This is a genomic window from Brevibacillus sp. AG, assembly GCF_028369215.1.
Lineage (GTDB): Bacteria > Bacillota > Bacilli > Brevibacillales > Brevibacillaceae > Brevibacillus > Brevibacillus porteri.
In genome coordinates this window covers 22,020-42,887 of sequence record NZ_JAQMYO010000022.1, presented here as the reverse complement: position 1 = coordinate 42,887, position 20,868 = coordinate 22,020, and the positions used below count along the sequence as shown (strand labels likewise).

At 47.5% G+C, this 20,868-nt stretch carries 25 protein-coding genes; 22 read left to right on the top strand and 3 right to left on the bottom strand.

Features of this window, described 5'->3' with window-relative positions:
* Positions 1 to 27: 27 nt before the first annotated feature.
* The gene (locus POF51_RS30980; RefSeq protein ID WP_271756711.1) at positions 28 to 2,076 is read right to left on the bottom strand and encodes a methyl-accepting chemotaxis protein; all 2,049 of its coding nucleotides are present in this window, start codon (positions 2,074 to 2,076) and stop codon (positions 28 to 30) included.
* A 234-nt stretch (positions 2,077 to 2,310) separates the two neighbouring features.
* On the opposite strand from POF51_RS30980, the gene pstB reads away from it, so the two are divergent.
* Positions 2,311 to 3,063: a phosphate ABC transporter ATP-binding protein PstB gene (pstB, locus tag POF51_RS30975; RefSeq protein WP_017247280.1), complete on the top strand. Its 753-nt coding sequence runs from the start codon at positions 2,311 to 2,313 to the stop codon at positions 3,061 to 3,063.
* 65 nt (positions 3,064 to 3,128) lie between these two features.
* On the opposite strand, the gene POF51_RS30970 is transcribed toward pstB, so the two are convergent.
* Positions 3,129 to 3,467 carry a winged helix-turn-helix transcriptional regulator gene (locus tag POF51_RS30970; RefSeq protein ID WP_017247281.1) on the bottom strand — a complete coding sequence of 113 codons (339 nt, stop codon included), beginning with the start codon at positions 3,465 to 3,467 and terminating at the stop codon, positions 3,129 to 3,131.
* Positions 3,468 to 3,638: 171 nt separating this feature from the next.
* Between POF51_RS30970 and POF51_RS30965 the strand changes: the two genes are divergently transcribed.
* The 8 genes from POF51_RS30965 to POF51_RS30930 all read left to right on the top strand — a co-directional run bounded on the left by POF51_RS30965 (position 3,639) and on the right by POF51_RS30930 (position 10,157).
* On the top strand, positions 3,639 to 4,262 hold the full coding sequence (locus tag POF51_RS30965) for an ester cyclase (RefSeq protein WP_069852094.1): 624 nt from the start codon (positions 3,639 to 3,641) through the stop codon (positions 4,260 to 4,262).
* 3 nt (positions 4,263 to 4,265) lie between these two features.
* Positions 4,266 to 4,817, top strand: coding sequence for an NAD(P)H-dependent oxidoreductase (locus POF51_RS30960; RefSeq protein WP_069852096.1), 552 nt, complete (start codon positions 4,266 to 4,268; stop codon positions 4,815 to 4,817).
* A gap of 35 nt (positions 4,818 to 4,852) precedes the next feature.
* Positions 4,853 to 5,566 carry an SDR family oxidoreductase gene (locus tag POF51_RS30955; RefSeq protein WP_069852098.1) on the top strand — a complete coding sequence of 238 codons (714 nt, stop codon included), beginning with the start codon at positions 4,853 to 4,855 and terminating at the stop codon, positions 5,564 to 5,566.
* Positions 5,567 to 5,672: 106 nt separating this feature from the next.
* Positions 5,673 to 6,965 (top strand): arsenic transporter, encoded by a 1,293-nt coding sequence (locus POF51_RS30950; RefSeq protein ID WP_069852100.1) that lies wholly within the window; start codon positions 5,673 to 5,675, stop codon positions 6,963 to 6,965.
* 134 nt (positions 6,966 to 7,099) lie between these two features.
* Complete coding sequence (locus POF51_RS30945; RefSeq protein ID WP_069852102.1) at positions 7,100 to 7,489, top strand: hypothetical protein; 390 nt, start codon at positions 7,100 to 7,102, stop codon at positions 7,487 to 7,489.
* A 27-nt stretch (positions 7,490 to 7,516) separates the two neighbouring features.
* Positions 7,517 to 8,119, top strand: a complete 603-nt coding sequence (locus tag POF51_RS30940) for a gluconate 2-dehydrogenase subunit 3 family protein (RefSeq protein ID WP_069852104.1) — start codon at positions 7,517 to 7,519, stop codon at positions 8,117 to 8,119.
* On the top strand, positions 8,106 to 9,725 hold the full coding sequence (locus tag POF51_RS30935) for a GMC family oxidoreductase (RefSeq protein WP_069852106.1): 1,620 nt from the start codon (positions 8,106 to 8,108) through the stop codon (positions 9,723 to 9,725). Before POF51_RS30940 ends, POF51_RS30935 begins: the two co-directional genes overlap by 14 nt.
* A gap of 96 nt (positions 9,726 to 9,821) precedes the next feature.
* Positions 9,822 to 10,157 carry an ArsR/SmtB family transcription factor gene (locus tag POF51_RS30930; RefSeq protein WP_048036218.1) on the top strand — a complete coding sequence of 112 codons (336 nt, stop codon included), beginning with the start codon at positions 9,822 to 9,824 and terminating at the stop codon, positions 10,155 to 10,157.
* Positions 10,158 to 10,178: 21 nt separating this feature from the next.
* On the opposite strand, the gene POF51_RS30925 is transcribed toward POF51_RS30930, so the two are convergent.
* Positions 10,179 to 10,430 (bottom strand): glutaredoxin family protein, encoded by a 252-nt coding sequence (locus POF51_RS30925; RefSeq protein WP_069852108.1) that lies wholly within the window; start codon positions 10,428 to 10,430, stop codon positions 10,179 to 10,181.
* Between the two features lie 170 nt (positions 10,431 to 10,600).
* Here POF51_RS30925 and POF51_RS30920 point away from each other — a divergent pair, with 170 nt between their 5' ends.
* The 13 genes from POF51_RS30920 to sigB all read left to right on the top strand — a co-directional run bounded on the left by POF51_RS30920 (position 10,601) and on the right by sigB (position 20,810).
* A complete protein-coding gene (locus tag POF51_RS30920; RefSeq protein ID WP_069852110.1) occupies positions 10,601 to 10,849 on the top strand; it encodes a gamma-type small acid-soluble spore protein in 249 nt (82 codons plus the stop codon).
* A 155-nt stretch (positions 10,850 to 11,004) separates the two neighbouring features.
* Positions 11,005 to 11,391 carry a holo-ACP synthase gene (gene acpS / locus POF51_RS30915; protein WP_069852112.1) on the top strand — a complete coding sequence of 129 codons (387 nt, stop codon included), beginning with the start codon at positions 11,005 to 11,007 and terminating at the stop codon, positions 11,389 to 11,391.
* A 267-nt stretch (positions 11,392 to 11,658) separates the two neighbouring features.
* Positions 11,659 to 12,696 carry an outer membrane lipoprotein-sorting protein gene (locus POF51_RS30910; protein WP_069852114.1) on the top strand — a complete coding sequence of 346 codons (1,038 nt, stop codon included), beginning with the start codon at positions 11,659 to 11,661 and terminating at the stop codon, positions 12,694 to 12,696.
* Positions 12,697 to 13,444: 748 nt separating this feature from the next.
* Positions 13,445 to 14,851: a hypothetical protein gene (locus tag POF51_RS30905; protein WP_069852118.1), complete on the top strand. Its 1,407-nt coding sequence runs from the start codon at positions 13,445 to 13,447 to the stop codon at positions 14,849 to 14,851.
* A 184-nt stretch (positions 14,852 to 15,035) separates the two neighbouring features.
* A complete protein-coding gene (locus tag POF51_RS30900; RefSeq protein ID WP_017247295.1) occupies positions 15,036 to 15,476 on the top strand; it encodes a hypothetical protein in 441 nt (146 codons plus the stop codon).
* Between the two features lie 2 nt (positions 15,477 to 15,478).
* The gene (gene alr, locus POF51_RS30895; RefSeq protein ID WP_069852120.1) at positions 15,479 to 16,681 is read left to right on the top strand and encodes an alanine racemase; all 1,203 of its coding nucleotides are present in this window, start codon (positions 15,479 to 15,481) and stop codon (positions 16,679 to 16,681) included.
* 229 nt (positions 16,682 to 16,910) lie between these two features.
* Positions 16,911 to 17,210, top strand: coding sequence for a CopG family ribbon-helix-helix protein (locus POF51_RS30890; RefSeq protein ID WP_016740787.1), 300 nt, complete (start codon positions 16,911 to 16,913; stop codon positions 17,208 to 17,210).
* A 3-nt stretch (positions 17,211 to 17,213) separates the two neighbouring features.
* Positions 17,214 to 17,564 (top strand): type II toxin-antitoxin system PemK/MazF family toxin, encoded by a 351-nt coding sequence (locus POF51_RS30885; RefSeq protein ID WP_005830205.1) that lies wholly within the window; start codon positions 17,214 to 17,216, stop codon positions 17,562 to 17,564.
* 208 nt (positions 17,565 to 17,772) lie between these two features.
* Positions 17,773 to 18,201, top strand: coding sequence for an anti-sigma regulatory factor (locus POF51_RS30880; RefSeq protein WP_069852122.1), 429 nt, complete (start codon positions 17,773 to 17,775; stop codon positions 18,199 to 18,201).
* A gap of 5 nt (positions 18,202 to 18,206) precedes the next feature.
* Positions 18,207 to 19,208: a PP2C family protein-serine/threonine phosphatase gene (locus POF51_RS30875; protein ID WP_069852124.1), complete on the top strand. Its 1,002-nt coding sequence runs from the start codon at positions 18,207 to 18,209 to the stop codon at positions 19,206 to 19,208.
* A gap of 24 nt (positions 19,209 to 19,232) precedes the next feature.
* Positions 19,233 to 19,559, top strand: a complete 327-nt coding sequence (locus POF51_RS30870; RefSeq protein WP_069852126.1) for an anti-sigma factor antagonist — start codon at positions 19,233 to 19,235, stop codon at positions 19,557 to 19,559.
* Positions 19,559 to 20,053 carry an anti-sigma B factor RsbW gene (rsbW, locus tag POF51_RS30865; RefSeq protein ID WP_069852128.1) on the top strand — a complete coding sequence of 165 codons (495 nt, stop codon included), beginning with the start codon at positions 19,559 to 19,561 and terminating at the stop codon, positions 20,051 to 20,053. The genes POF51_RS30870 and rsbW overlap by 1 nt, the downstream gene beginning before the upstream one ends.
* On the top strand, positions 20,022 to 20,810 hold the full coding sequence (gene sigB / locus POF51_RS30860; protein WP_007721066.1) for an RNA polymerase sigma factor SigB: 789 nt from the start codon (positions 20,022 to 20,024) through the stop codon (positions 20,808 to 20,810). Before rsbW ends, sigB begins: the two co-directional genes overlap by 32 nt.
* The last annotated feature ends 58 nt before the right edge of the window (positions 20,811 to 20,868 follow it).

The window sequence follows — 20,868 nt, the reverse complement described above, 5'->3', positions numbered from 1 at the left end:
ATGTGCTTGCAGGAGGGCTTTTTCTTATCAGGATGAATGTTTTTGAAAAGAGGGACTGTCTTCCGCTCTGAAAAATTTGATCGCTTGCTCCAGATCCTCAACGATATCTGCCAAACGCAGGGAGTCATCGAGAAATTGCTCCGATAAAGATAAACTTTCTTGATTGGCGGCTACGGCTTGCTGTGTGCCTGATACGACTTGCTGTGCAGACGCAGACAGATTGTCTACCCGCTGTGAAATGGCTTGGCTCTGTGTCGAGATTGTTCCTGTGAGCGTTCTGATCGATTCAAATTGCGCAGTCAACGCTTCACTGAGCTGGATCGTATTGTGAAAGATAGAAGCGGCCTGGTGTAAGGTTTGAATGCCATTTACAGTAGCGTGATCGGTCGTTTGCAAGCAGGAGGCTACATGCTCCATTCGTTCTTCCCCTGATTCAATTACCTTTTGAATGCGGGCCGATGCTTCTTCGGTCTGGTCAGACAGCAAGCGAATCTCGTCTGCTACGACGCTGAAGCCGATTCCGGCTTGTCCAGCCCTGGAAGCTTCGATTCGAGCATTGAAGGACAAAAGTTTGGTTCGCTTGGAGATGGCGGAAATCAGACCGAGCATTTCGTTGATGTCGCTCATGCTTTCTCTCATGGAGGACATGGCATGCATAGAAGCTTTCATATCCTCTGAGATACTGTGCATATTTTCTTTTAGCAAATCAATGGAGGTTGCTGCTTTCGCATTTTGCTGACGTGATTCCTGGCTCTGTACGATTGCTTTTTCCATGGAGTCTGTGATTCGAGACATTTCTTGCGTGATGCCGGCCATCGTGGCGTGGATATCATCGATCTGCTCCTGCTGGTTGTCCATTTCTTGGGCAAGTCGCTCTGTTACGGATACGACTTCTGACTGCATGGCGTGAGAATGGCGAGAGCCTTTTCCCACATGATCGGCTACTTGTTTGACGTCTGAGATGACATACTGGATTTTACCGATGATCGTCCGGATTTGTTCACTCATTCGATTGAAGCTGTCGGCCAACTGGCGAATTTCATCATTGCTTTGTACGTACATGGTTTGCAGGAGATCGCCCTCGCTAAAGGCGGACATTTTTTGTTGTGCTTCCTTAATCGGCTTGATGATTCGACGTACGTACACATACAGCATGAGTGCAAGTGCAGCGAGTCCGACGAGTGAGACGGCCAAAATGGTTAGCTGAAGGCGACGGACTTCTTGCTTTACCTCGGATACCGACTGTGCGACGATCACTCCCCATTTTAGGGAGGGGTCAAATTGATAGGCGGCAAAAGAGTCCACTCCATTAATCCTGCTCGGTTCGTAGCCAGATTGACCAGCGATGACGTTTTGCACGATCGCAAGCTCTGAGAGAAGAGGGCGCTGCAACGCGTAGGACTGATCGGGATGAGCGACCAGCTTGCCTTGTTGATCAACAATCATGGCATATCCAGTTTCCCCTAGTTTAATCTGCCCGATGGATTCGCTCAGCTTCGGGACAGAGACAAATGCCACGACGACGCCTACGGGCTCCTCGTCTTCATTGCGCAAAGGGAGTGAGACGGCGATCTTGGGAAACTCCGTCTCGGAAAACTGGAAGACATCTGAGACAAAAATCCCCTGGTTTGGTTGATTCAATGCGCCCTCATACCAGTCCATTTTTCGCGGATCGTAGGAACTGTCGAGGGGTGATCCTGGAAAGGTTAAATACCGTCCGTCTGTGGTGACGATCTGTAACTCAGAAATCGTAGGATTGCTGGCAGACATATCTGTAAAAATGCCAAAGATCTGACTGTTGGTAACCGTGCTGTTTTTATAAGTGGAAGCAAATGATTGCAAGGCGGTTACGATGTCATAGACCCTGCTATGTACTTTCTGTAGAGCTGCACCTGATGCCTCGTGTAATTGCTGCTTTGTTTTTTCATTAAGCGTGGCTTCGGATTGATAGCTGATGAAGAAAGCGGCGATTGCCATCATGCAGACTACCATCCCCATAATGCCTGCGAACAGCCTGGTGAAAATTGAACGATAATGAAACGACGAGTGACCCCATAGTTTTCTTATGTCTGGCATTCATTGTTCTCCCCTTATTCTTCAAAACGTTCAGCTTCATTGTAGGGGGTACTTAGGGGGGCGTATATGCTTTACCAGCAAGATTTACCATAACTTAATGTAAAATGACCTATGTAAAAAGTCCCAAAACAAAAACTTTATCGAAACTTAATAAACATCACACGGAACCCTAACATTGGTGCGCTATAGTGGGGAAGTAAAAGGACGTAACAATCACGAAGGAGCGAAGACCGTATGAGCGTTATTTCGGTGAGAGAGTTGAATCTCTTCTACGGTAATAAGCAAGCCCTCTATCATATAAATCTGGATGTAGAGCCTGATTCCATTACAGCATTAATTGGTCCGTCCGGCTGCGGTAAGTCTACATTTTTACGGACGTTGAATCGAATGAACGATTCAGTACCGAACACCAAAATTACGGGAACGGTAAAAGTGTTCGATGAGGATATTTATAGCTCTCGCGTAGAGGTTGAGCGACTTCGCAAAAATATCGGCATGGTGTTTCAGCATCCGAATCCTTTTCCGAAGAGCATCTATGACAACATCACGTACGGGCCGAGACTCCATGGCATGAACGATCGTAACAAGTTGGACGAGTTGGTAGAGACAAGCCTCAAGGCAGCAGCCCTCTGGGATGAAGTGAAGGATGTACTGAAAAAGCCAGCAACAGGGCTTTCGGGTGGACAGCAGCAACGCCTCTGTATCGCACGGGCACTCGCTGTTCAGCCACAGATCATTTTGATGGATGAGCCAACCTCTGCCCTTGACCCGATTTCTACTGCGAAAATCGAAGAGCTGTTGGAAGAGCTGAAGAGCCGTTATACGATTGTAATCGTGACGCACAACATGCAGCAGGCAGCACGTATTTCCGATAAGACTGCGTTTTTCTTGAATGGAGAGCTAGTCGAGTTTGACAGTACCCCGACGATCTTCCAAAATCCTCGTGACAAAAGAACAGAGGATTACATTACCGGACGTTTCGGATAATTTTAATAGGCATGATGGTAGGAGAGCGGACTTTTTGAGGTCCGCTCTTTTTAATTTTAAAACGTTTATAACTGTAACCCAAATCTCTTTAACTCAATGAAAATACCTTCCAATCGTTTCCCTTTCTCCGTTAACGTATATTCCACGCGCGGAGGGACTTCTGGAAACACCTTCCTTTCCAATATGCCGTGCTCCTCCAATTCCTTCAGTCTGAGCGAAAGTGTTTTCGGACTAATCCCATCCATGGATTTCAGCAGGTCGCTGAAACGCAGCGTTCCTTCGATAAGCAGGTCCCGAATGATTAAAAAGGTCCATTTGGTCCCTATTACGTCAAGCGTTTTGGCAATGGGGCAAGGTTGGCCCGGGGTTCCTTTGTTCAGTTCGATTGGCTCAAGAACGTTCATCGGAATATCCTCCAAAATATTTTTTAGGATTCTTTGGCCTAGTATAGCGCAATACTATCTTTTCGGAAACTATATGAATTAAATATCACTACTTCCATAAATAAAGTTAGTATATTTACAATATCAATGTGAACCGATACTTCCACTCTATAAGGAGTTGATCCGAACAACATGATTCCACGCACCAAAAAAATGAGTTCGATAGCTGGTATTGCTGTCATCTTCGGGACGATGCTGTTCGCAACAGCATGCGCAAATGATTCGAAAACGTCAGCTTATGAGAATCAAACTGCTGAATTGTCCGTCAAGACAGACGTTCAACTATTGAAGGATCTTCCTCAACCCGTTTCAATGACGATTGACTCCTCATTGAACGCAACGGAAGCTACCGAAATGGTACAGGCCGCTCAACGTTTCTACGGATTCTGGAACACGGGGAACGAGGATCTCATTGCACAAACCGTTTCTCCAAGTTTCATTGATAACACGTTGCCGAAAGGAAGACCTCAAGGTCCCGATGGCCTGTTATTCGCTTCTCGCAACTTTCGTAAAGCAGTTCCCGACTTGCAATGCACAATTGAGGATTTATTGGTAGTAGGGGACAAGGTGACAGCTCGTCTTTCCTTTACGGGTACGAGCAAAGGCGAGTTTATGGGAAAACCTTTGACCGGGAAGCCCATTCAATTTATGGCGATCGATGTTTTGCGTATCAAGGATGGGAAGCTTGTTGAAGACTGGCACCTGGAAGACAATTTAACCTTTATGCAACAAATTGGCGTCGTAAAGGAGATGTAAAAAATGAAAAAAATCCTAATCATCAATGGTCACCAAAAATATGGCTCATCAGAGGGGAAACTGAACCAAACGTTGATGGATCATATGGTGAGTCTGCTCGAGAAAGAGAACCATGTGCGAACTACTATTATTGAAAATGGATACAAAATCGAAGAAGAGCACGAGAAATTTCTTTGGGCAGACATGGTCATTTATCAAACCCCCATCTACTGGTTCAGTGTCCCTGGGTTACTGAAAACATATATGGATGAAGTATTTGCGTACGGATTGTTTTTCAAGGGTGCGAATCAATACGGAAGAGGCGGTTTATTAACCGACAAAAAATATATGTTCTCGACGACTTGGAATGCTCCAGAAAAAGCATTTAACGATCCAACCCAATTTTTTAAAGGGGAAAGCTTGGAAGATGCAATCAGCCATTTGCACCGCGTAAAGGAATTTTTGGGCATGCAACCTGTAAAGAGCTTTGCTTGCTATGACGTCATCAAAAATCCGCAGATCGATCGATTTGTATCCGAACTCGAGGCGCATCTCAAACAAGTATTGAGTTTCTAAATGAAAATCTCAAAGGAAAGGGGAGAGATCCTATCATGTTGCACAATCAAAAGATAGTCATCATCGGCGGAAGCTCTGGAATTGGTTTGGAGACAGCCAAACAGGCAATAGCACTAGGAGCTGAAGTGATCATTGCCAGCCGCTCCGAAGAAAAATTGCAGAAGGCAAAAGAGAGTCTGGGCTCCAAAGCCTCGGCGTATACGCTGGATACCACCGATGAGCAGCAAGTTCAGGCCTTTTTTGAAAAAGTAGGCACGTTTGATCATCTGGTCGTGAGTGCTGCTGAAACATCTGGCGGTTCATTCCTTCAAACGGATACAGCCCAAGCGCGGAAGTTGTTCGATAACAAATTCTGGGGCCAATACTACGCGACGAAGTACGGAGCGCCGAAGATTTCAACAAACGGTTCCATCACCTTATTCTCCGGAGTCGTCGCCTACAAAGCGATGAGTGGTTCGTCTGCCCTCGGCGCAGTCAATGCGGCCGTTTCGAATCTGGGGCAAACCCTCGCCTTGGAATTGGCACCAATCCGAGTGAATATCGTTTCACCTGGCATTATTGATACGCCATCACGCAGTAAAATGCCTGAAGATGTGCGCGATAATTTCTATGCAACATTGGCAGACAAGCTCCCTGTGAAACGAGTTGGACAAGCACAAGACGTCGCACAAAGCGTACTATACCTGCTCCAAAATAGTTTTGTAACCGGCACTGTTCTTCATGTAGAAGGTGGCCACATTTTACTTTAAAGGATTCCATTACCGGACGTTTCGGATCATTTTAATTTGTAGTATGGTAGGAGAGCGGACTTTTCGAGGTCCGTTCTTTTTGGTTTTTGGAAAGGAGATACATGCAATGGTTTGGATTTCATTTTTTCTTTTTCTGATCACGTTGACATTGGTCATCTGGCAACCGCGGGGGCTGTCGATTGGGTATCCGGCTGTAGGAGGAGCACTGTTGGCTTTGGCGATCGGGGTAGTCACAATAGCGGATGTCGCAGAGGTCACCTCGATTGTCTGGAATGCAACGCTCGCCTTAATCGGAATTATCATCATTTCACTTGTATTGGACGAAATCGGTTTTTTTGAATGGGCTGCGCTCCATATGGCTCGATTTGCCAAAGGGAATGGGCGGCTTATGTTCGTTTATGTCATCCTGCTTGGTTCACTCGTATCTGCCTTGTTTACGAATGATGGGGCAGCCTTGATCCTGACACCGATTGTATTGGCACAGGTGCGGGCACTAAAGCTGGATGGGAAAACGGTTTTGGCATTTGTCATGGCGAGCGGATTCATTGCTGATACGAGTTCTTTGCCCTTTGTGATTAGCAATCTGGTGAATATTGTTTCAGCTGACTATTTTGATATTGGCTTTGCTGCGTATGCGGCCAAAATGATCATTCCGACTTTGTTTTCGATTGGTGGAAGTCTGCTGGTTTTGTACCTATATTTTCGCAAAAGCATCCCGGCGCAGATTGATCTTTCCCATCTGAAAAATCCGGAGGAAGCGATTCGCGACCACAGAATGTTTCGCTTGGCGTGGCCGATTCTTGCGGTCTTGTTGATTGGTTTTTTTATGAGCGAGTCCATCCATACGCCCGTTTCTATCATTATTGCGGGGGCAGCTATCATTTTTTGCCTGGCTGCAAGAAAAAGTGAAGCGATCGCTATGCGGCGGATTATGAAAGAAGCGCCGTGGGTAGTCGTTGTTTTCTCGATCGGCATGTATGTCGTGGTGTGGGGGCTGCACAACGCGAGATTGACTGACTTGGTCAAGGATACCTTGGATTGGTTTATGGCGCATGGGTTATTGGCAACGACCTTGGGGACGGGCTTTCTCGCTGCTGTTCTTTCCTCTGTCATGAACAACCTTCCGACAGTGATGTTCAACGCACTAGCGATTGCCGGGACACAGGCAGACGGATTGTTGCGGGAAGCCATGATCTACGCGAATGTGATCGGGAGCGATTTGGGGCCGAAAATGACTCCGATTGGATCACTGGCGACCTTACTCTGGTTGCATGTTTTGGGACGTAAAGATGTGACGATTACGTGGGGACAGTACTTTCGGACGGGGGTTATTTTGACCGTACCGACATTGACGGTAACCTTGCTTGGATTGTATTTGACGTTAGTTTATTTTTCATAGGGAATGAAAAGCCTGCTGGTTAATAGTCAGCAGGTTTTTTCTATTCATCACGCTGCTTGAGTGAAATAGGCAGAATAGGACCTGGCACGGACGGAAAAAATAGGCGCAACGTACGTAAAAAGGAGGATGTTTCCATGTGGCATGGCTGGCCGATCGAACGCGTACTGATACTTTTTGCTGGATTGGCGTTTGCCCTGATTGCGGTTCAGGTCACGCTTTTTCACTCCAGACAAAACTTCCGACATTGGGCAATGTGGATTCCCGTGCTTGAGCTCCCTGTATTTGCGGTTACTGCTATTGTTTTATCGTTTGTGAATGCGGGTTGGCTGCGTTGGGGGTTTGCTTTGATGATGGTGGTCGGCATGGCTGGTGGTTTGTACGGGGCCTATTTGCATACGGTCGGGGTTGGGCAGCGTGTGGGAGGTTATTCGCAAGGTCAAAATTTTCTCGTTGGTCCTCCTGTGATTCTTCCATTACTGATCACCGCAATGTCAGCATTAGGGCTTCTTGCGCTGTTTTGGTAAAAATCGTTTTCGAAGGGGTGAGTGGACATGGAGAAGCCTGGGCGTTACCCATCCTATGATGTTTGGGACCAGCATACAGAGTGGGATGCTCACACAAGGAAAGTAGTAGGGGCCAGACGAATGCCCGCGATTGCCAATCAATTTTTTACGAAGCCTGAATCCTTGCTCTTACAGACAGTTGTAGGCGTATTGGTCCATGATCACCGTTTGGAGGTGCTGACCTTTGTGGTCGAGCATCTGGATAATACGACGGCTAGTAATATTGGCGAGGCGCAACGAAAGGTCGGAGTTCCACCCCAAAAAGAGCTCTATCGCTCGGGCTTGAAAGGGATTGATGCGGAGAGTCATGCCGCTTATGGAACTGATTTTGTTGCGTTGAAGCTAGACCAGCAGGAAGCTGTTCTTCAGCACGTCGCGAATGGGGGTATCCAAAACCAGGAGGCGTGGACAGACATGGCTCCCGCAGATTTTTTCAAGCGGTTGCTGCATGACACAGTCAGTGCGTACTATTCACATCCGTTGGTTTGGTCGGACATCGGCTACGGCGGCCCCGCTTATCCGCGCGGCTATGTACGGGTGGAAAAAGGATTGACGGACCCATGGGAGGCAAAAGCAAATGACGAGTCATGACCATCGTACGATTACTCATCGCCCCACTCCTGTGGATCAAAGAAAATACGCCGATGACGCAGATGTATGCATCGTAGGTGCTGGAGCGGCAGGAGGCGTACTGGCTTATGAGCTGGCAAAGGCCGGGTTGCGTGTAGTTGTACTGGAAGCAGGGCCGTTTTGGGACCCTCAACATGATTTTGCCAGTGATGAGCTGTCGATGCGGAGATTGGCCTGGCAGGAAACAAGGCTGGTAGCAGGCAATGATCCACTGCGTTTGGGACATAACAACTCAGGACGGGGAATTGGGGGAGGCACCGTGCATTTTACGGGGGTGTTCCTGCGTTTCCACGAGAGTGATTTTAAGACGAAGACCGTAGACGGCGTAGGGGAAGACTGGCCGATTACGTATCAGGACCTTGCTCCATATTACGACAAGATTGAACGGGAGATTGCGGTCTCAGGTCCCAATCATTTTCCGTGGGGTTCCTTTCAAGGTCCGTATCCGTACCCCGTTCGGGAGCCAATCAGTGCCAATGCCCAACTGTTCCGAGAAGGGTGCGAGAAGCTGGGAATCGAGAGTGTGGTCGCCCCTCTGGCGATTTTATCGGCTCCCTTTGATGGACGTCCTCCCTGTATCAATCGTGGCTTTTGCAATCAAGGTTGCATGCCGAATGCCAAGTACAGCGGGCTGATTCATCATATCCCCAAAGCGATAGCGGAGGGGGCAGAGGTGCTGTCCGACTGCATGGTGACGGAAATTTTGATGGCTGGAGACCGGGTCAGCGGCGTGTTGTTCAACCATAATGGTTTGACGCACAGGCAAATGGCTCGTGTGGTCATTTTGGCCGGGTTTGTGGTGGAGACTCCCAGATTGCTACTCAGTTCGGCGAATGCTCAGTTTCCGCAAGGGTTGGCGAATTCGAGTGGATGGGTAGGAAAAGCTATTATGCCTCACTCCAGTCATGATGTATACGGACGACTCCCGGAGGAAGTGAGATTGTATAAAGGAACACCTGTCCTTGCTTTGACCCAGCATTTTTATGAGACGGAACGGGGACGAGGATTTGCCCGCGGATATACATTGAGTGCACACGGGGCACGCCCAGTCGGGATGGCGGCTGCTATTGCTGCCGAGAGGGAAGACGGCTCGTATTTATGGGGAAAACAGCTTCGAGAAACCATGCTGGATTACAATATGTATGCGCGGATCACCTTGGTCGGGGAAGTGTTGCCTCATCCCGATAACAGAGTGACGCTCTCTGAGGAAAAAGATGAATATGGAATGCCGATCCCTACGGTAACGTTTAGTTATCAGGAGAACGACAAACAACTGTACAAGCATGCTATTGGGCAAATGAACAGGATTATAGAGGCGATGGGTGGGCAGCCAGAGCATGTGGTATCGGATACCGCTCATCTCATGGGGGGATGCCGAATGGGGAATGACAGGGAAACCTCTGTTGTGAATGAATATGGGCAGTCACATGACATACCCAATCTTTTCATAACGGGTGCTTCTACGTTCGTTACCTCGAGTGGCAGCAACCCGACAAATACAGTCATGGCGCTGGCTGCGCGCACTGCAGATAAGATCATTGAGGCGATGAAAAAGCAAGATGTATAAGTAGGGTTCACATAACTTTTGCGTTCCATCTTCCCCATCATATAAGCCATATAGTATACTGATAAACAGATATGTAAGGCAAAGGTGGGTATCCTTATGGAAATGGATTTGATGCAGGTTCTGTTTTTGTCAGAGACTTATAAGCTACTTGGTGACAAGACGCGCTTGACGATCATGGCTCTCCTGCAAGTACAGTCCTTATGTGTCCGTGATCTCGTGGAAATTTTGCAAACTTCCCAGCCCTCTGTTTCCCAACACTTGGCTAAGCTCAAAACTCATGGTTTGGTCAAAGAGCGTCGGAAGGGACCGTGGGTATATTACTCCGTTAATACAGAATGCGGTCCTGAAGTTAAGCAAATTTTGTCTAACTTGCCGGATATGTCGCCAATCGTCAAACAAAAATCAGTTGCAAGTGAACCTTCATTTGGCTGATCAGTCGTAAAAAGCGTTGGATCAATTGAGATCCAACGCTTTTTTTAGTTCTTCCTTGTCAAATCCATGAATGACCATTTGCTCGCCGTTTTCCTTTTCAATGTAGGTAACAGGTGTCATGCTGGCGCCTAATTGAATGGCTTCCTGGAAATAAGCCTCGTTTTGTCGGATGTCTCTGTCTTCAAAAGCAATGTTGTTTGAAGTCAGCCACATTTTTTCTTCCTGACAAGGACCGCAAGTGACTTGGGTATAGATAATAACCTTGTGAGCCATACAGAATTGCTCCTTTCAAAAGCAGAGTAGAAGCCTTGCTCTTTCCAATATGAATGATCGTTCGCGACAAAGCAAGTCAACAACAGCACAATTTGGAAAAATAAGGATGGATACGCACATAGGGGGCTGTACAAATTATATTCAGTGACGTCGAGGAGGTGAAAGTAACGATGCCTAAACAAAACAAACAAGCGGGTATGGGCAAAGCGAACCAAGCTAGCCAAGCAGCAAACACTGCGACTGAATTCGCAAGTGAAACAAACGCAGCAGAGGTTCGTAGTCAGAACCAACAATCCGCACAACGCGCTGCTTCCCAAGGCGCTGCGACTGAGTTCGCAAGTGAGACAAATGTTGCGGAGGTTCGCCGTCAAAACCAACAATCGGCTGCACAACAATCTTCTGGCCAAGCTACTGAGTAGGAGCCAGCGGAAAAAGGCCCTCGCAATTTGCGGGGGTTTTCTTATTTTTACGGAAAGTCTATGCGTGGAATATGGTTTCTATCCTCGCACTTGCAAAAGCGTGGAAGTGGATGATACTGTGATTCGTAAATCCGCCCACTAGGAGGCAATTGCTCATGATCATTGGAACAGGCGTAGACATAGTGGAAATAGAGCGCATCGCTACTTTGATAAAAAGACAAGAGAGTGCAATCAAACGCTTTTTGACCACAGATGAACAACAGCTCCTGCATGGAAAGACAGAGACGAGACAGGCGGAAATGGTTGCAGGCAGATTTGCTGCCAAGGAAGCGGGAGCAAAAGCTCTTGGCACAGGCATTGGAGCCGTACTTAGCTTTTTGGATATGGAAATCCTCCCGAATGATTCGGGCAAGCCGATCATGACCATAAAGCACGAGGTATACAGCAAACTCGATCTGGACCCCGCTCGCGTTCATATTCATGTGAGCATTTCGCATAGCCAAACGCATGCGATTGCGCAAGTCATTGTAGAACAACGATAGATGTTTTGAACAACCTCGATAAACTTGTCTGCATATTGGGACGAGGATGGACATACATTTATATCGCGTAGATCAGGAGGGACTACCTGCTCTTACACAGGAAGGCTAAGTCTGTAGCCGATCCAAGCGATATATCGCCAACTTCGTATCCTTTTTGCAACCATTGACACGATGTGCGCTGCATGGGCGAGAGACTGACAGATTTCCCAGGAAATAGACAGGGATGCCCTTCTTTGTCGAAAATATTGACAAGGAGGAGTTCATTGAATGAAACGGGTAGCTTTACCACTGGTGTTATTGTTGGTTTTCACCCTGTTCCTTGGCGGTTGTTTCGGTCAGAAAACACCAGAAGATGTGGTGAGCGACCTGAACGGTACGCTGGGAAAAATGTCTGGGTACAAGTCTCAGGCTGTTTTGACCATGCAGACAGGCTCTACCCCCATGGAGTACGATGTTCAGGTCTGGTATGAAAAGCCAACCAACTATCGGGTAGCTCTCACCTCGAAGCAGCGTGGCATTACACAAATCATCTTGCGAAACAATGAAGGAGTCTTTGTACTGACCCCGCATCTGAACAAGAGCTTCCGCTTCCAAAGTGGCTGGCCTGAGAACAACGGACCGTTGTATCTATACGAAACACTGGCCAAGAGCATTATCGATGACACTGAGCGCCAAATGGAGATGGAAGAAAAACAGTATGTATTCGAAGTGAAAGCGAACTACAGCGGCAATCGTTCTTTGACCAAGCAAAAAATTTGGCTGACAGAAGATTTCAAACCGACGCACGCCGAAATTATGGATGCTAGCATGAATCCGCTCGTACGGATTGATTTCACTGATTTTTCGTTCAACCCTATGTTTGACAAAGACGCCTTTGACAAAGAGCGCAACATGACAACGAGCTCGTTGACAACGATCCCAACAATGGCGAAAACAAATGGACAGGTCGTGAAACAGCCGAACAGTCAATTCGGTGTCATCGTCCCTACGTATATGCCAGAAGGGGTTAAGCAAGGAGATATTGAGCCAGTTACCCGTGATGGGGAGAGGAAAGTCATCTTGACCTACAAAGGGGCCTACAATTACAAGGTAATCGAAGGACGCCCGACAGCAGCATCTGTGTCGTATGAGCAAGGTATGCCTGTGAACCTCGGCTTTACGGTGGGTGTGCTTGCGCAGACAGGTGAAAATCAGCGACTGCTGACGTGGGAGCTCGACGGCATCGAGTATACAATCGCGGGGGATCTTCCTGAGGAAGAAATGGTGAATGTCGCACAGTCGACATATGGTCTCAGCGCAAAATAAAAGTGTGGGAGAGGGGACGGTGAATGCCGTCCTCTTTTGTTTTCGCATTAGAAAGTGGCTGTAGCGGAGGGGAAGAAGCGCATTTCCAGTCTACGCTTCGGCCTACGCCCTGCAAGGGGTTAGACTGTCCGCTCCGGATTGAATGTCGGGAGCGCTTCAAACGTAGAAGTTTCGATGAAGTAGTTCATAAGTGAAGCTGAAATTCCCCAACATTCAATCCTACGCTCAGGTGGGCTCCAGAGGCGCTTGGACTGGAAATGCACTTCTTCCCAAGCGGCTTTGTTCTACTATTTGAGAAAAGTACCCCCTGTTGATACTCAAAGGATGATCTTCCTAAGCTTTAAAGGGAGCGACGAATCCAAAAAGCTGGCGAAAAGAAAAAGCACAGGGCTCGCAGACCTTGACAACGCCTACCCAGTCGGAACTTCAAAAAGAGGACCACGCTTGTCGAACACTTCTTCCTTGAGAAACTTCCGCCCGTAGGGTGGCTTTGGCTCGACGGTCCCCTTTTTGGAGTGGAGACGGCCAGTGAATCCCCCACGCTGGCGTGTCAGAGTCGAAGAGAACTGTGCTTTTTCTTTTCCTCCACCATGTTGACTCAAACTAAAATGCCTTTCATAGTTTTTTACGATTTTCCCTCAAGTTTTCCTTTTTTCTCAAACGGGAATCTAAAAATACCCATGTACACTTGGTCTTGTACCAAAGAGGCAGCACACTTCACGAGAAAAGACGAAAGGGTTGAGTGTATATGTTTAGCAAAGCGAAAATGGGAATGTTGATGGGAACGATGGCAGTGGTTCTGAGTCTGGGTAGCATAGGCGGAGCAATGGCAGCCGATTCAGCAAAACCAACTTCATTGAATAAACCGGCAGAAGTAAAATTCAAAACAGGCAAGATGGGCCACCACGGTGGCGTGGGCTTCAAAGAAAACTTCAAAGAAAATACAGAGCTGCTCTCGCTGTTGAAGCTGGATGCTGACAAGCTGAAAGAAGAGCTTGCGGCAGGGAAAACACTCGCAGCGATTGCACAAGCCCAAGGAGTCGACACTGCCGATGTCGTAGCACTTCTGGTTGAACAGCAAGAGGCCAAACTGAAGGAAGCAGTAGCAGCAGGCAAGCTGAAGCAGGAGCAGGCAGATAAGCTGTCTGAAAATCTGAGCGATCGCGTAAAAGAACAGGTAGAAAACACGAAACCGGATAAAGGCTTCGGTAAAGGTGGCTCAGGCAAAGGTGGCTTCATCGGTGGCTTCGAGAAAAATGAAGAACTGCTGTCCCTTTTGAAACTGGATGCCGCTAAATTCCAAGAACAACTGAAAGCGGACAAATCGCTGGCTGCTATCGCAGAGGCTCAAGGCGTATCTGTGGATGATCTGGTGGCTTTGTTGGTAAAACAACAGGAAACCAAGCTGAAAGAGGCGGTAGCGGCAGGCAAGCTCACGCAGGAGCAAGCTGACAAGATGAATGAAAATGCGAGCGAGCGAGTAAAAGAAATGGTGCAAAATACGCATCAAGGACGTGGACCAGGTAAAGGAATGGGCTTCGAGAAAAATAATGAAGAACTGCTGTCCCTCCTCAAGTTGGATGCAGACAAACTGAAGGCAGAGCAAAAAGCAGGGAAATCGCTGGCTACCATCGCAGAAGCGCAAGGTGTATCCGTGGATGATCTGGTAGCGCTTTTGGTGAAACAACAAGAAGCCAATCTGAAAGAGGCGGTAACCGCCGGGAAGCTGACACAGGAACAAGCCGACAAAATGAATGAGAATGCCAGTGAGCGGGTAAAAGAAATGGTGCAAAACACGCATCAAGGACGTGGACCGGGTAAAGGAATGGGCTTCGAGAAAAATAATGAAGAACTGCTGTCCCTCCTCAAGCTGGATGCAGACAAACTGAAGGAAGAGCAAAAAGCAGGGAAATCGTTGGCAACCATCGCTAAGAAGCAGGGTGTAGAAGTGGATGACGTCATCGAGCTCTTGGTAGGTCAGCACGAAGCCAAGCTAAAAGAAGAAGTAAAGGCAGGCAAGCTCACACAGGAGCAGGCAGACAAGCGCAGCGAGGAATTGACAGCGATGGTGCAAAAGATGGTGGATGGCAGCTTTGAAAAAGTCGTTTTCCCAAGACATGAAAAAGAGGGAAAAAACCAGGAGAAAACAATGTAGAAAAGTCAGCAGGTGGGAGCGAATCCCATCTGCTTTTCTATTTTCTCGGGATTGGTCGATGAGGGTCGATTTGTACATAAAAACCAACGTGCGAATGAGGTGAAAGGACAATCCGCGAATTGACACACAGCGGGAAAACACGATACATTCAGAGTAACTTATTGAATGAGGTGGCATGCTTTACATGAAGAAACCGTCTAACGAAGTTTTGTACGAGGAAGCATCGACCTACAAAGACATGCTCCTGCGAAAAAGCTGGAAAATGCGCATTAACGAGACTGTCATGTTTGTGCTGGGGATGATGATTCTCGCTCAATTTTTCCCGACCAATGACACGAGATTTAAGGTGCTTGTTTTCGCCATTGCCATTGCTGTTGTTGGATTGTCTCCGTTTCTGTACAAATCGGTATTTCGTCCGGTGTACAAGCTGACCAAGACCCACCTGATTATATCCATGTCAGGACAGGAAAAGAGCTACCCGCTGTCTGAAGTCGAGCAAATTTATGAAGGCCGTCATTTTTATCGTGTAGGCGGCAAAAAGGAATCACTGATGGTTTCCAGGCAATTTCTCAGTCATTTAAATGAACGCTTGTTTTACTATAAAAAAGGGAACAAGAGGAGATAGGAATGAAATCGTTTTGTCGTGACACTTGGGTAGAGGTTGATTTGGATGCCATCCGGGCGAACCTCGAGACATTCAAACGCCATTTGCCAGAAAAAACGGGTATTATGGCTGTTGTGAAAGCAGACGGGTATGGTCATGGCGCTGTCCATGTTGGAAAAGAAGCGTTGGCGGGCGGTGCAGATTCACTTGCAGTCGCATTGCTCGATGAAGCGCTTATTTTGCGGAGGGCAGGGATCACAGCGCCGATTTTAGTGTTGGGATACACACCTGTCGAATCCATTGTCACTGCAAGCGAGCTGGAAGTGGAGTTAACCGCTTACAGCGTCGAATGGATCACGGAAGCGAACGACATTCTTCAGAAAAATGATCACAAGCCTATCGGGATTCATGTAAAGACCGATACGGGCATGGGACGTTTGGGCGTTCGGACAAAGGAAGATTTACTTGCGGTTGTAGATGCCCTTGAAGAATGCTCTAAGCTGAAGTGGACAGGTATTTTTACACATTTTGCCTGCGCGGATGAACCAGATACAACCCATGTGCGACGACAACACGACTTGTTTCAATCCTTTTTGCAAGCGCTGCGTGAAGCAAATAAAACATTGCCGTCTGTCCATTGCTGCAATACGGCGGCGGCAATCGCATTTCCCGATTGGGGGTATGATACGATTCGTTTAGGCATAGGTTTATACGGATTGTATCCTTCTTTGTACATGAAAGAACGTGCGGAAGTCATTCTTGCCCCTGCCCTGGCACTCAAGACCAGAATTGCCCACGTAAAGAAGGCAGATGAGCCATTCACGGTCAGCTATGGTGCTACGTATGCAGCAAAGCCTGACGAATGGATTGCAACGCTGCCGATCGGATACGCAGATGGCTATTCTCGCCTTTTGTCCAATCGTGGTGAGGTGTTGTACAATGGATCGCGCTACCCAATTGTAGGCAGAGTTTGCATGGACCAAATCATGGTCAGCCTGATTTCGACAGAAGCAGCGGTCAATGATGAGGTCGTCTTGTATGGAAAGCAGGGGGACGAGGAAATCTCCTTGGATGAAATTGCCGATTTGCTGGGAACAATTAATTACGAGGTTCCTTGTATGCTGAATTACCGAATTCCGCGCCTCTATTTGCGCTACCAGAAAGTAACGGACGTATTTCACCCATTGACGATGAAGCACTCGTCCCGTGAAAATGTAAATAACTAGCAAGGAAAATCAGCAGGAATTTTCCCGTGGAACACGAATACTAGTTAAGCGAAAAAGCTGGCTTTTTTGGGTAAACGAAGTCTTCACCTGCACCTTTGGATTGTTTACACTCACGTTTTCTCACCGAAAAAGCGACAGTAGGTATATTTTTGCAATGGATTCGACATAATGGTATTGTTCATATTGGCTGTTCTTTCTAGAACCAGCATAGCGGATGGAAGTTACGGTCATGGTTGGAGGTGGATTTGTCTTGTCGAAGTCAAACACGAAACGCATCATGATCAGCTTGCCACAACACTTGCTTCAGGAAGTGGATGGCGTTATTCAAAAGGAAAAATCCAATCGCAGCGAGTTTATTCGTCAAGCGATGCATTTGTATTTGAAAGAGCGAAAAAAGCGCACAATCCGTGAGACCATGCAAAAAGGGTACATGGAGATGGCGAAGATCAATCTGAATATGGCATCGGAGGCTTTTGGCGCTGAACAAGAGGCTGACCATACTCTTGTCCGCTTAGTTAGCGGGGTGTGACTGGTGATTGTCAAACGTGGCGATGTATTTTTCGCGGACCTGTCCCCGGTCGTTGGCTCTGAGCAAGGAGGCGTACGGCCTGTTTTAGTCATTCAAAACGACATTGGAAATCGATTTAGTCCGACGGTCATCGTCGCAGCCATTACAGCGCAGATTCAAAAGGCGAAGCTGCCTACGCATGTGGAAATTGACGCAAAAACTTATGGATTTGATCGTGACTCCGTCATTCTGTTGGAACAAATACGAACCATTGACAAACAACGTCTAACTGATAAAATAACGCATCTCGATGACGAGATGATGGATCGGGTTAATGAATCCTTGCAAATCAGTTTAGGACTCATTGATTTTTAACGTGTGAAAAAAGATCAGACTATTGGATAGGAAAAGCCACTTGAGTGAAGCAAGTGGTTTTTTGCTGTCAGATTTGCAGGGATTTTATAGGTGAACAGCGAACTGTTCGAAAAGAGAATATAAGACAAAATGTGACACAATATGATTTATTTTTCGAGGTAGAGAAAAAACTCATTTCTACCTACCAAGCGAGGCGGAAGGGGTTTTTTTGGTTGTGGCAGACAATTCTCCTGAGACAATCAATATAGAACAAGAATCAGACATCGTGACGGCGCGGCAAGTGGGGCGAAATATGTCGAAGTTGTTTGGCTTTGGCACGATCACGCAGTCCCGCATCGCCACGTCAATCTCTGAATTGGCTCGCAATATTTATTTGTATGCGGGTACGGGGACGATCACCATTTCGCCGATTGAGCGCGAAGGAGTGATCGGCTTGAAAATAACAGCGAATGACAGTGGGCCAGGGATTCCTGATATTCGCCAGGCGTTAGATGATGGCTATTCGACTTCGGGTGCCCTCGGGGCTGGATTACCAGGTGTCAGGCGCATGATGGATGAATTTGAGATCCACAGTACCCTGGGAGAAGGGACTCGTGTCGTTGTTGTGAAGTGGAGCGATCAAGCAAAGGAGGAATGAGATAAATGGTAACCCGGAGCTTCCAGGAAGAGTATGTAAAAATTCTTCGGGATTACCTGAGTGCTCAAGGGGAGGACCAGCTTTACGGAGCCCAGCAGTTGGGCAAATGGATGCTTTCTCAAGATATTTCGCCAGAAGAAATAACTGATTTGCATGCGCGAGCGCTTGAGCAACTCGGGGAAGTGCCAGAGTTTGTGCGCTCCTCCTTCTCCATTTTGACAGAGATCATGATTGAATATGGGAACGAGCATCGATCCGTAAACAGCTGGCGCAATAGGCATCAGCAGATGGAATCAGAAATAGCGGTGGCAAAAGCGATGCAGCAATCACTTTTGCCAAGTGTGGTTCCAGTCTATCCAGAACTGGAGATTGGCGTAGTGAGTATTGCTGCGAAACAAATCTCGGGCGACTATTACGACTTCATTGAGCAAAGTGAAGGGCGTTTTGGCCTCGCCATAGCAGACATTACCGGAAAAGGAATGCCTGCTGCGATGTGTATGTCGATGGTGAAATATGCGATAGACAGCCTTGGACAAATGGAGCTGGGTCCCGATGAAATGCTGCACCATTTAAACCGGATCGTGGGAAGAAATATTGATCCGAGCATGTTTGTGACGATGCTGTTTGGCAGTTACGACTCGAAGGAACACTGTTTCCGTTATGCGATGGCAGGACACGAGCCAGGATTTTTGTACAGGTCGACCGAAGGGGAGTTCTACGATCTCGAAGGGCGAGGGAATGCACTCGGGTTACACCCAAACAGTGCATACGAGGTTCAGGAGATTCATTTAGAGATAAATGATGTTCTGATTCTTCTGACGGATGGTGTAACAGAATGCAAAAATAACCGATACTATTTGCAAAGGGAAGAGCTTGTACACCATTTGCAAAAAGAGGTGGGCGAATCTGCCCAAAAGATGGCAAACGGCCTGTACAATAGACTGCTTCTGCTCTCCCAATTTGACCTGCTGGATGATTACACCATGATTGTACTTCGAAGAACCTAAGCAACGTACGGGGGGTAGACGCAGATGGACCTGCTAATTAAGACAACGAGCCTTGAAACTGAGCACCGAGTGGTCCTTGGTGGAGATATTGATGCTTTTACAGCGCCGAAAGTAAAGGAAACACTGATGTCACTCGTCACCAAGCCGGATATCAATCACATTACGGTTGATTTGGAAGCCGTAGAATACATGGACAGTACCGGAATCGGAATTTTCATCGGGATTATGAAAGAGTGCATCCAACGAAATCGTACATTTGAGGTGCACAAATTGTCTCCGCGTGTGGAAAGGCTATTTCGCATCACTGGCTTATACGATCATATTGCCATCCGCAAAGGAGAGAGCGAGTAATGGGTCCAAATCGACCTCAGGCAGACGTGATTCAATTGACTTTGCCAAGCAAGGCGGAGTATTTGGGAGTAGCGCGTCTGACTGTATCCGGTATAGCCAACCGTATGGGCTTTTCTTATGAAGAGATTGAGGATATCAAGCTTGCCGTCGGAGAAGCATGCACGAATGTAGTAAGACATGCATACAAGGAAACAGAGAATCCAGGCTCTATTCATATCCAATGCCACGTTTATGAAGATCGGTTGGTGATCGAGGTAAGCGATCAGGGGGTAGGATTTTCAAATGAGCTCATTGCTGAGCAACTGACGCCGATTTTTGCAGGGAAAAGCCTAGAGGATTTGGATGAGGGCGGCCTCGGGCTCTATCTCATTCACACGCTTATGGATGAGGTGGAGACTCGCTCTGAATCAGGGGTGGTAGTCTCCATGACCAAGTATGTTCGGCAGGATGGGGTGGCTGGCAATGACTGGACAATCTCGGAAGCAGAAATATAGTCCAGAGGAGTTAAAGGAGCTCATCCACCTGTATGGTGAAACAAAAGATCCTGCGATACAGGAACAACTGGTGAGGGCCTATACTCCTCTTGTGGAATCGTTAGCGAAGAAGTTTGTTCGCGGACAAGTCATGTATGAAGACCTCGTGCAAGTCGGATTAATCGGCCTGCTTGCTTCCTTTCGTCGGTTCGACCCTAGTTTTGAGCGGACATTTGAGAGCTTTGCGATCCCGACCATTGTGGGAGAGATAAAGCGCTATATTCGGGACAAGACATGGAGTGTCTATGTTCCGCGCAGAGTAAAGGAACTGAGCCCGAAGATCAAACGGGTGGTCGACGAGCTCACGATCAAGCTGCAGCGATCTCCCCAAATTGCGGACATTGCCAACAGCCTCGGCGTTACAGAGGAAGCGATCCTGGAAACCTTAGAGATGGGCCGCAGCTACCATTCTCTCTCTATGGACAGCGAGCTCGAAGCGGATCTGGACGGCAATACGATTTCTTTACTCGACCTAGTGGGGACGACGGAAGAAGGGTACGGAGCAGTCGAGCAGAATCTGATGCTGGAGCGAGCCCTGCAAATTTTGGATCACCGTGAAAAAGAAATCATTCAATTAACTTTTTATCAAAATTTGAGTCAGAAGCAAGCTGGGGACATCATGGGGATGTCGCAGATGCATATTTCCCGCCTTCAGCGCAGGGCGTTGGGCAAGCTGAGAGAAGCATTGAAAGTGGAACAGCTGGAAACCGCGACGTAGAGGGGCCAAGTGGCTCCTCTTTTTTCTTCCCTTTTTCCAGTCCTTGTTAGCAAATGTG

Excerpts from the sequence above, each read along its gene's own strand:
- POF51_RS30875 (WP_069852124.1), top strand. The coding sequence starts at position 18,207 with ATGGTAACCCGGAGCTTCCAGGAAGAGTATGTAAAAATTCTTCGGGAT.
- POF51_RS30980 (WP_271756711.1), bottom strand. The coding sequence starts at position 2,076 with ATGCCAGACATAAGAAAACTATGGGGTCACTCGTCGTTTCATTATCGT.
- POF51_RS30925 (WP_069852108.1), bottom strand. The coding sequence starts at position 10,430 with ATGGCTCACAAGGTTATTATCTATACCCAAGTCACTTGCGGTCCTTGT.
- POF51_RS30960 (WP_069852096.1), top strand. The coding sequence starts at position 4,266 with ATGAAAAAAATCCTAATCATCAATGGTCACCAAAAATATGGCTCATCA.
- POF51_RS30955 (WP_069852098.1), top strand. The coding sequence starts at position 4,853 with ATGTTGCACAATCAAAAGATAGTCATCATCGGCGGAAGCTCTGGAATT.
- POF51_RS30870 (WP_069852126.1), top strand. The coding sequence starts at position 19,233 with ATGGACCTGCTAATTAAGACAACGAGCCTTGAAACTGAGCACCGAGTG.
- pstB (WP_017247280.1), top strand. The coding sequence starts at position 2,311 with ATGAGCGTTATTTCGGTGAGAGAGTTGAATCTCTTCTACGGTAATAAG.
- POF51_RS30910 (WP_069852114.1), top strand. The coding sequence starts at position 11,659 with ATGAAACGGGTAGCTTTACCACTGGTGTTATTGTTGGTTTTCACCCTG.
- POF51_RS30905 (WP_069852118.1), top strand. The coding sequence starts at position 13,445 with ATGTTTAGCAAAGCGAAAATGGGAATGTTGATGGGAACGATGGCAGTG.
- rsbW (WP_069852128.1), top strand. The coding sequence starts at position 19,559 with ATGGGTCCAAATCGACCTCAGGCAGACGTGATTCAATTGACTTTGCCA.
- POF51_RS30935 (WP_069852106.1), top strand. The coding sequence starts at position 8,106 with ATGACGAGTCATGACCATCGTACGATTACTCATCGCCCCACTCCTGTG.
- POF51_RS30900 (WP_017247295.1), top strand. The coding sequence starts at position 15,036 with ATGAAGAAACCGTCTAACGAAGTTTTGTACGAGGAAGCATCGACCTAC.
- POF51_RS30950 (WP_069852100.1), top strand. The coding sequence starts at position 5,673 with ATGGTTTGGATTTCATTTTTTCTTTTTCTGATCACGTTGACATTGGTC.
- POF51_RS30940 (WP_069852104.1), top strand. The coding sequence starts at position 7,517 with ATGGAGAAGCCTGGGCGTTACCCATCCTATGATGTTTGGGACCAGCAT.
- POF51_RS30970 (WP_017247281.1), bottom strand. The coding sequence starts at position 3,467 with ATGAACGTTCTTGAGCCAATCGAACTGAACAAAGGAACCCCGGGCCAA.
- POF51_RS30930 (WP_048036218.1), top strand. The coding sequence starts at position 9,822 with ATGGAAATGGATTTGATGCAGGTTCTGTTTTTGTCAGAGACTTATAAG.
- acpS (WP_069852112.1), top strand. The coding sequence starts at position 11,005 with ATGATCATTGGAACAGGCGTAGACATAGTGGAAATAGAGCGCATCGCT.
- POF51_RS30890 (WP_016740787.1), top strand. The coding sequence starts at position 16,911 with ATGGTTGGAGGTGGATTTGTCTTGTCGAAGTCAAACACGAAACGCATC.
- POF51_RS30920 (WP_069852110.1), top strand. The coding sequence starts at position 10,601 with ATGCCTAAACAAAACAAACAAGCGGGTATGGGCAAAGCGAACCAAGCT.
- sigB (WP_007721066.1), top strand. The coding sequence starts at position 20,022 with ATGACTGGACAATCTCGGAAGCAGAAATATAGTCCAGAGGAGTTAAAG.
- POF51_RS30965 (WP_069852094.1), top strand. The coding sequence starts at position 3,639 with ATGATTCCACGCACCAAAAAAATGAGTTCGATAGCTGGTATTGCTGTC.
- alr (WP_069852120.1), top strand. The coding sequence starts at position 15,479 with ATGAAATCGTTTTGTCGTGACACTTGGGTAGAGGTTGATTTGGATGCC.
- POF51_RS30945 (WP_069852102.1), top strand. The coding sequence starts at position 7,100 with ATGTGGCATGGCTGGCCGATCGAACGCGTACTGATACTTTTTGCTGGA.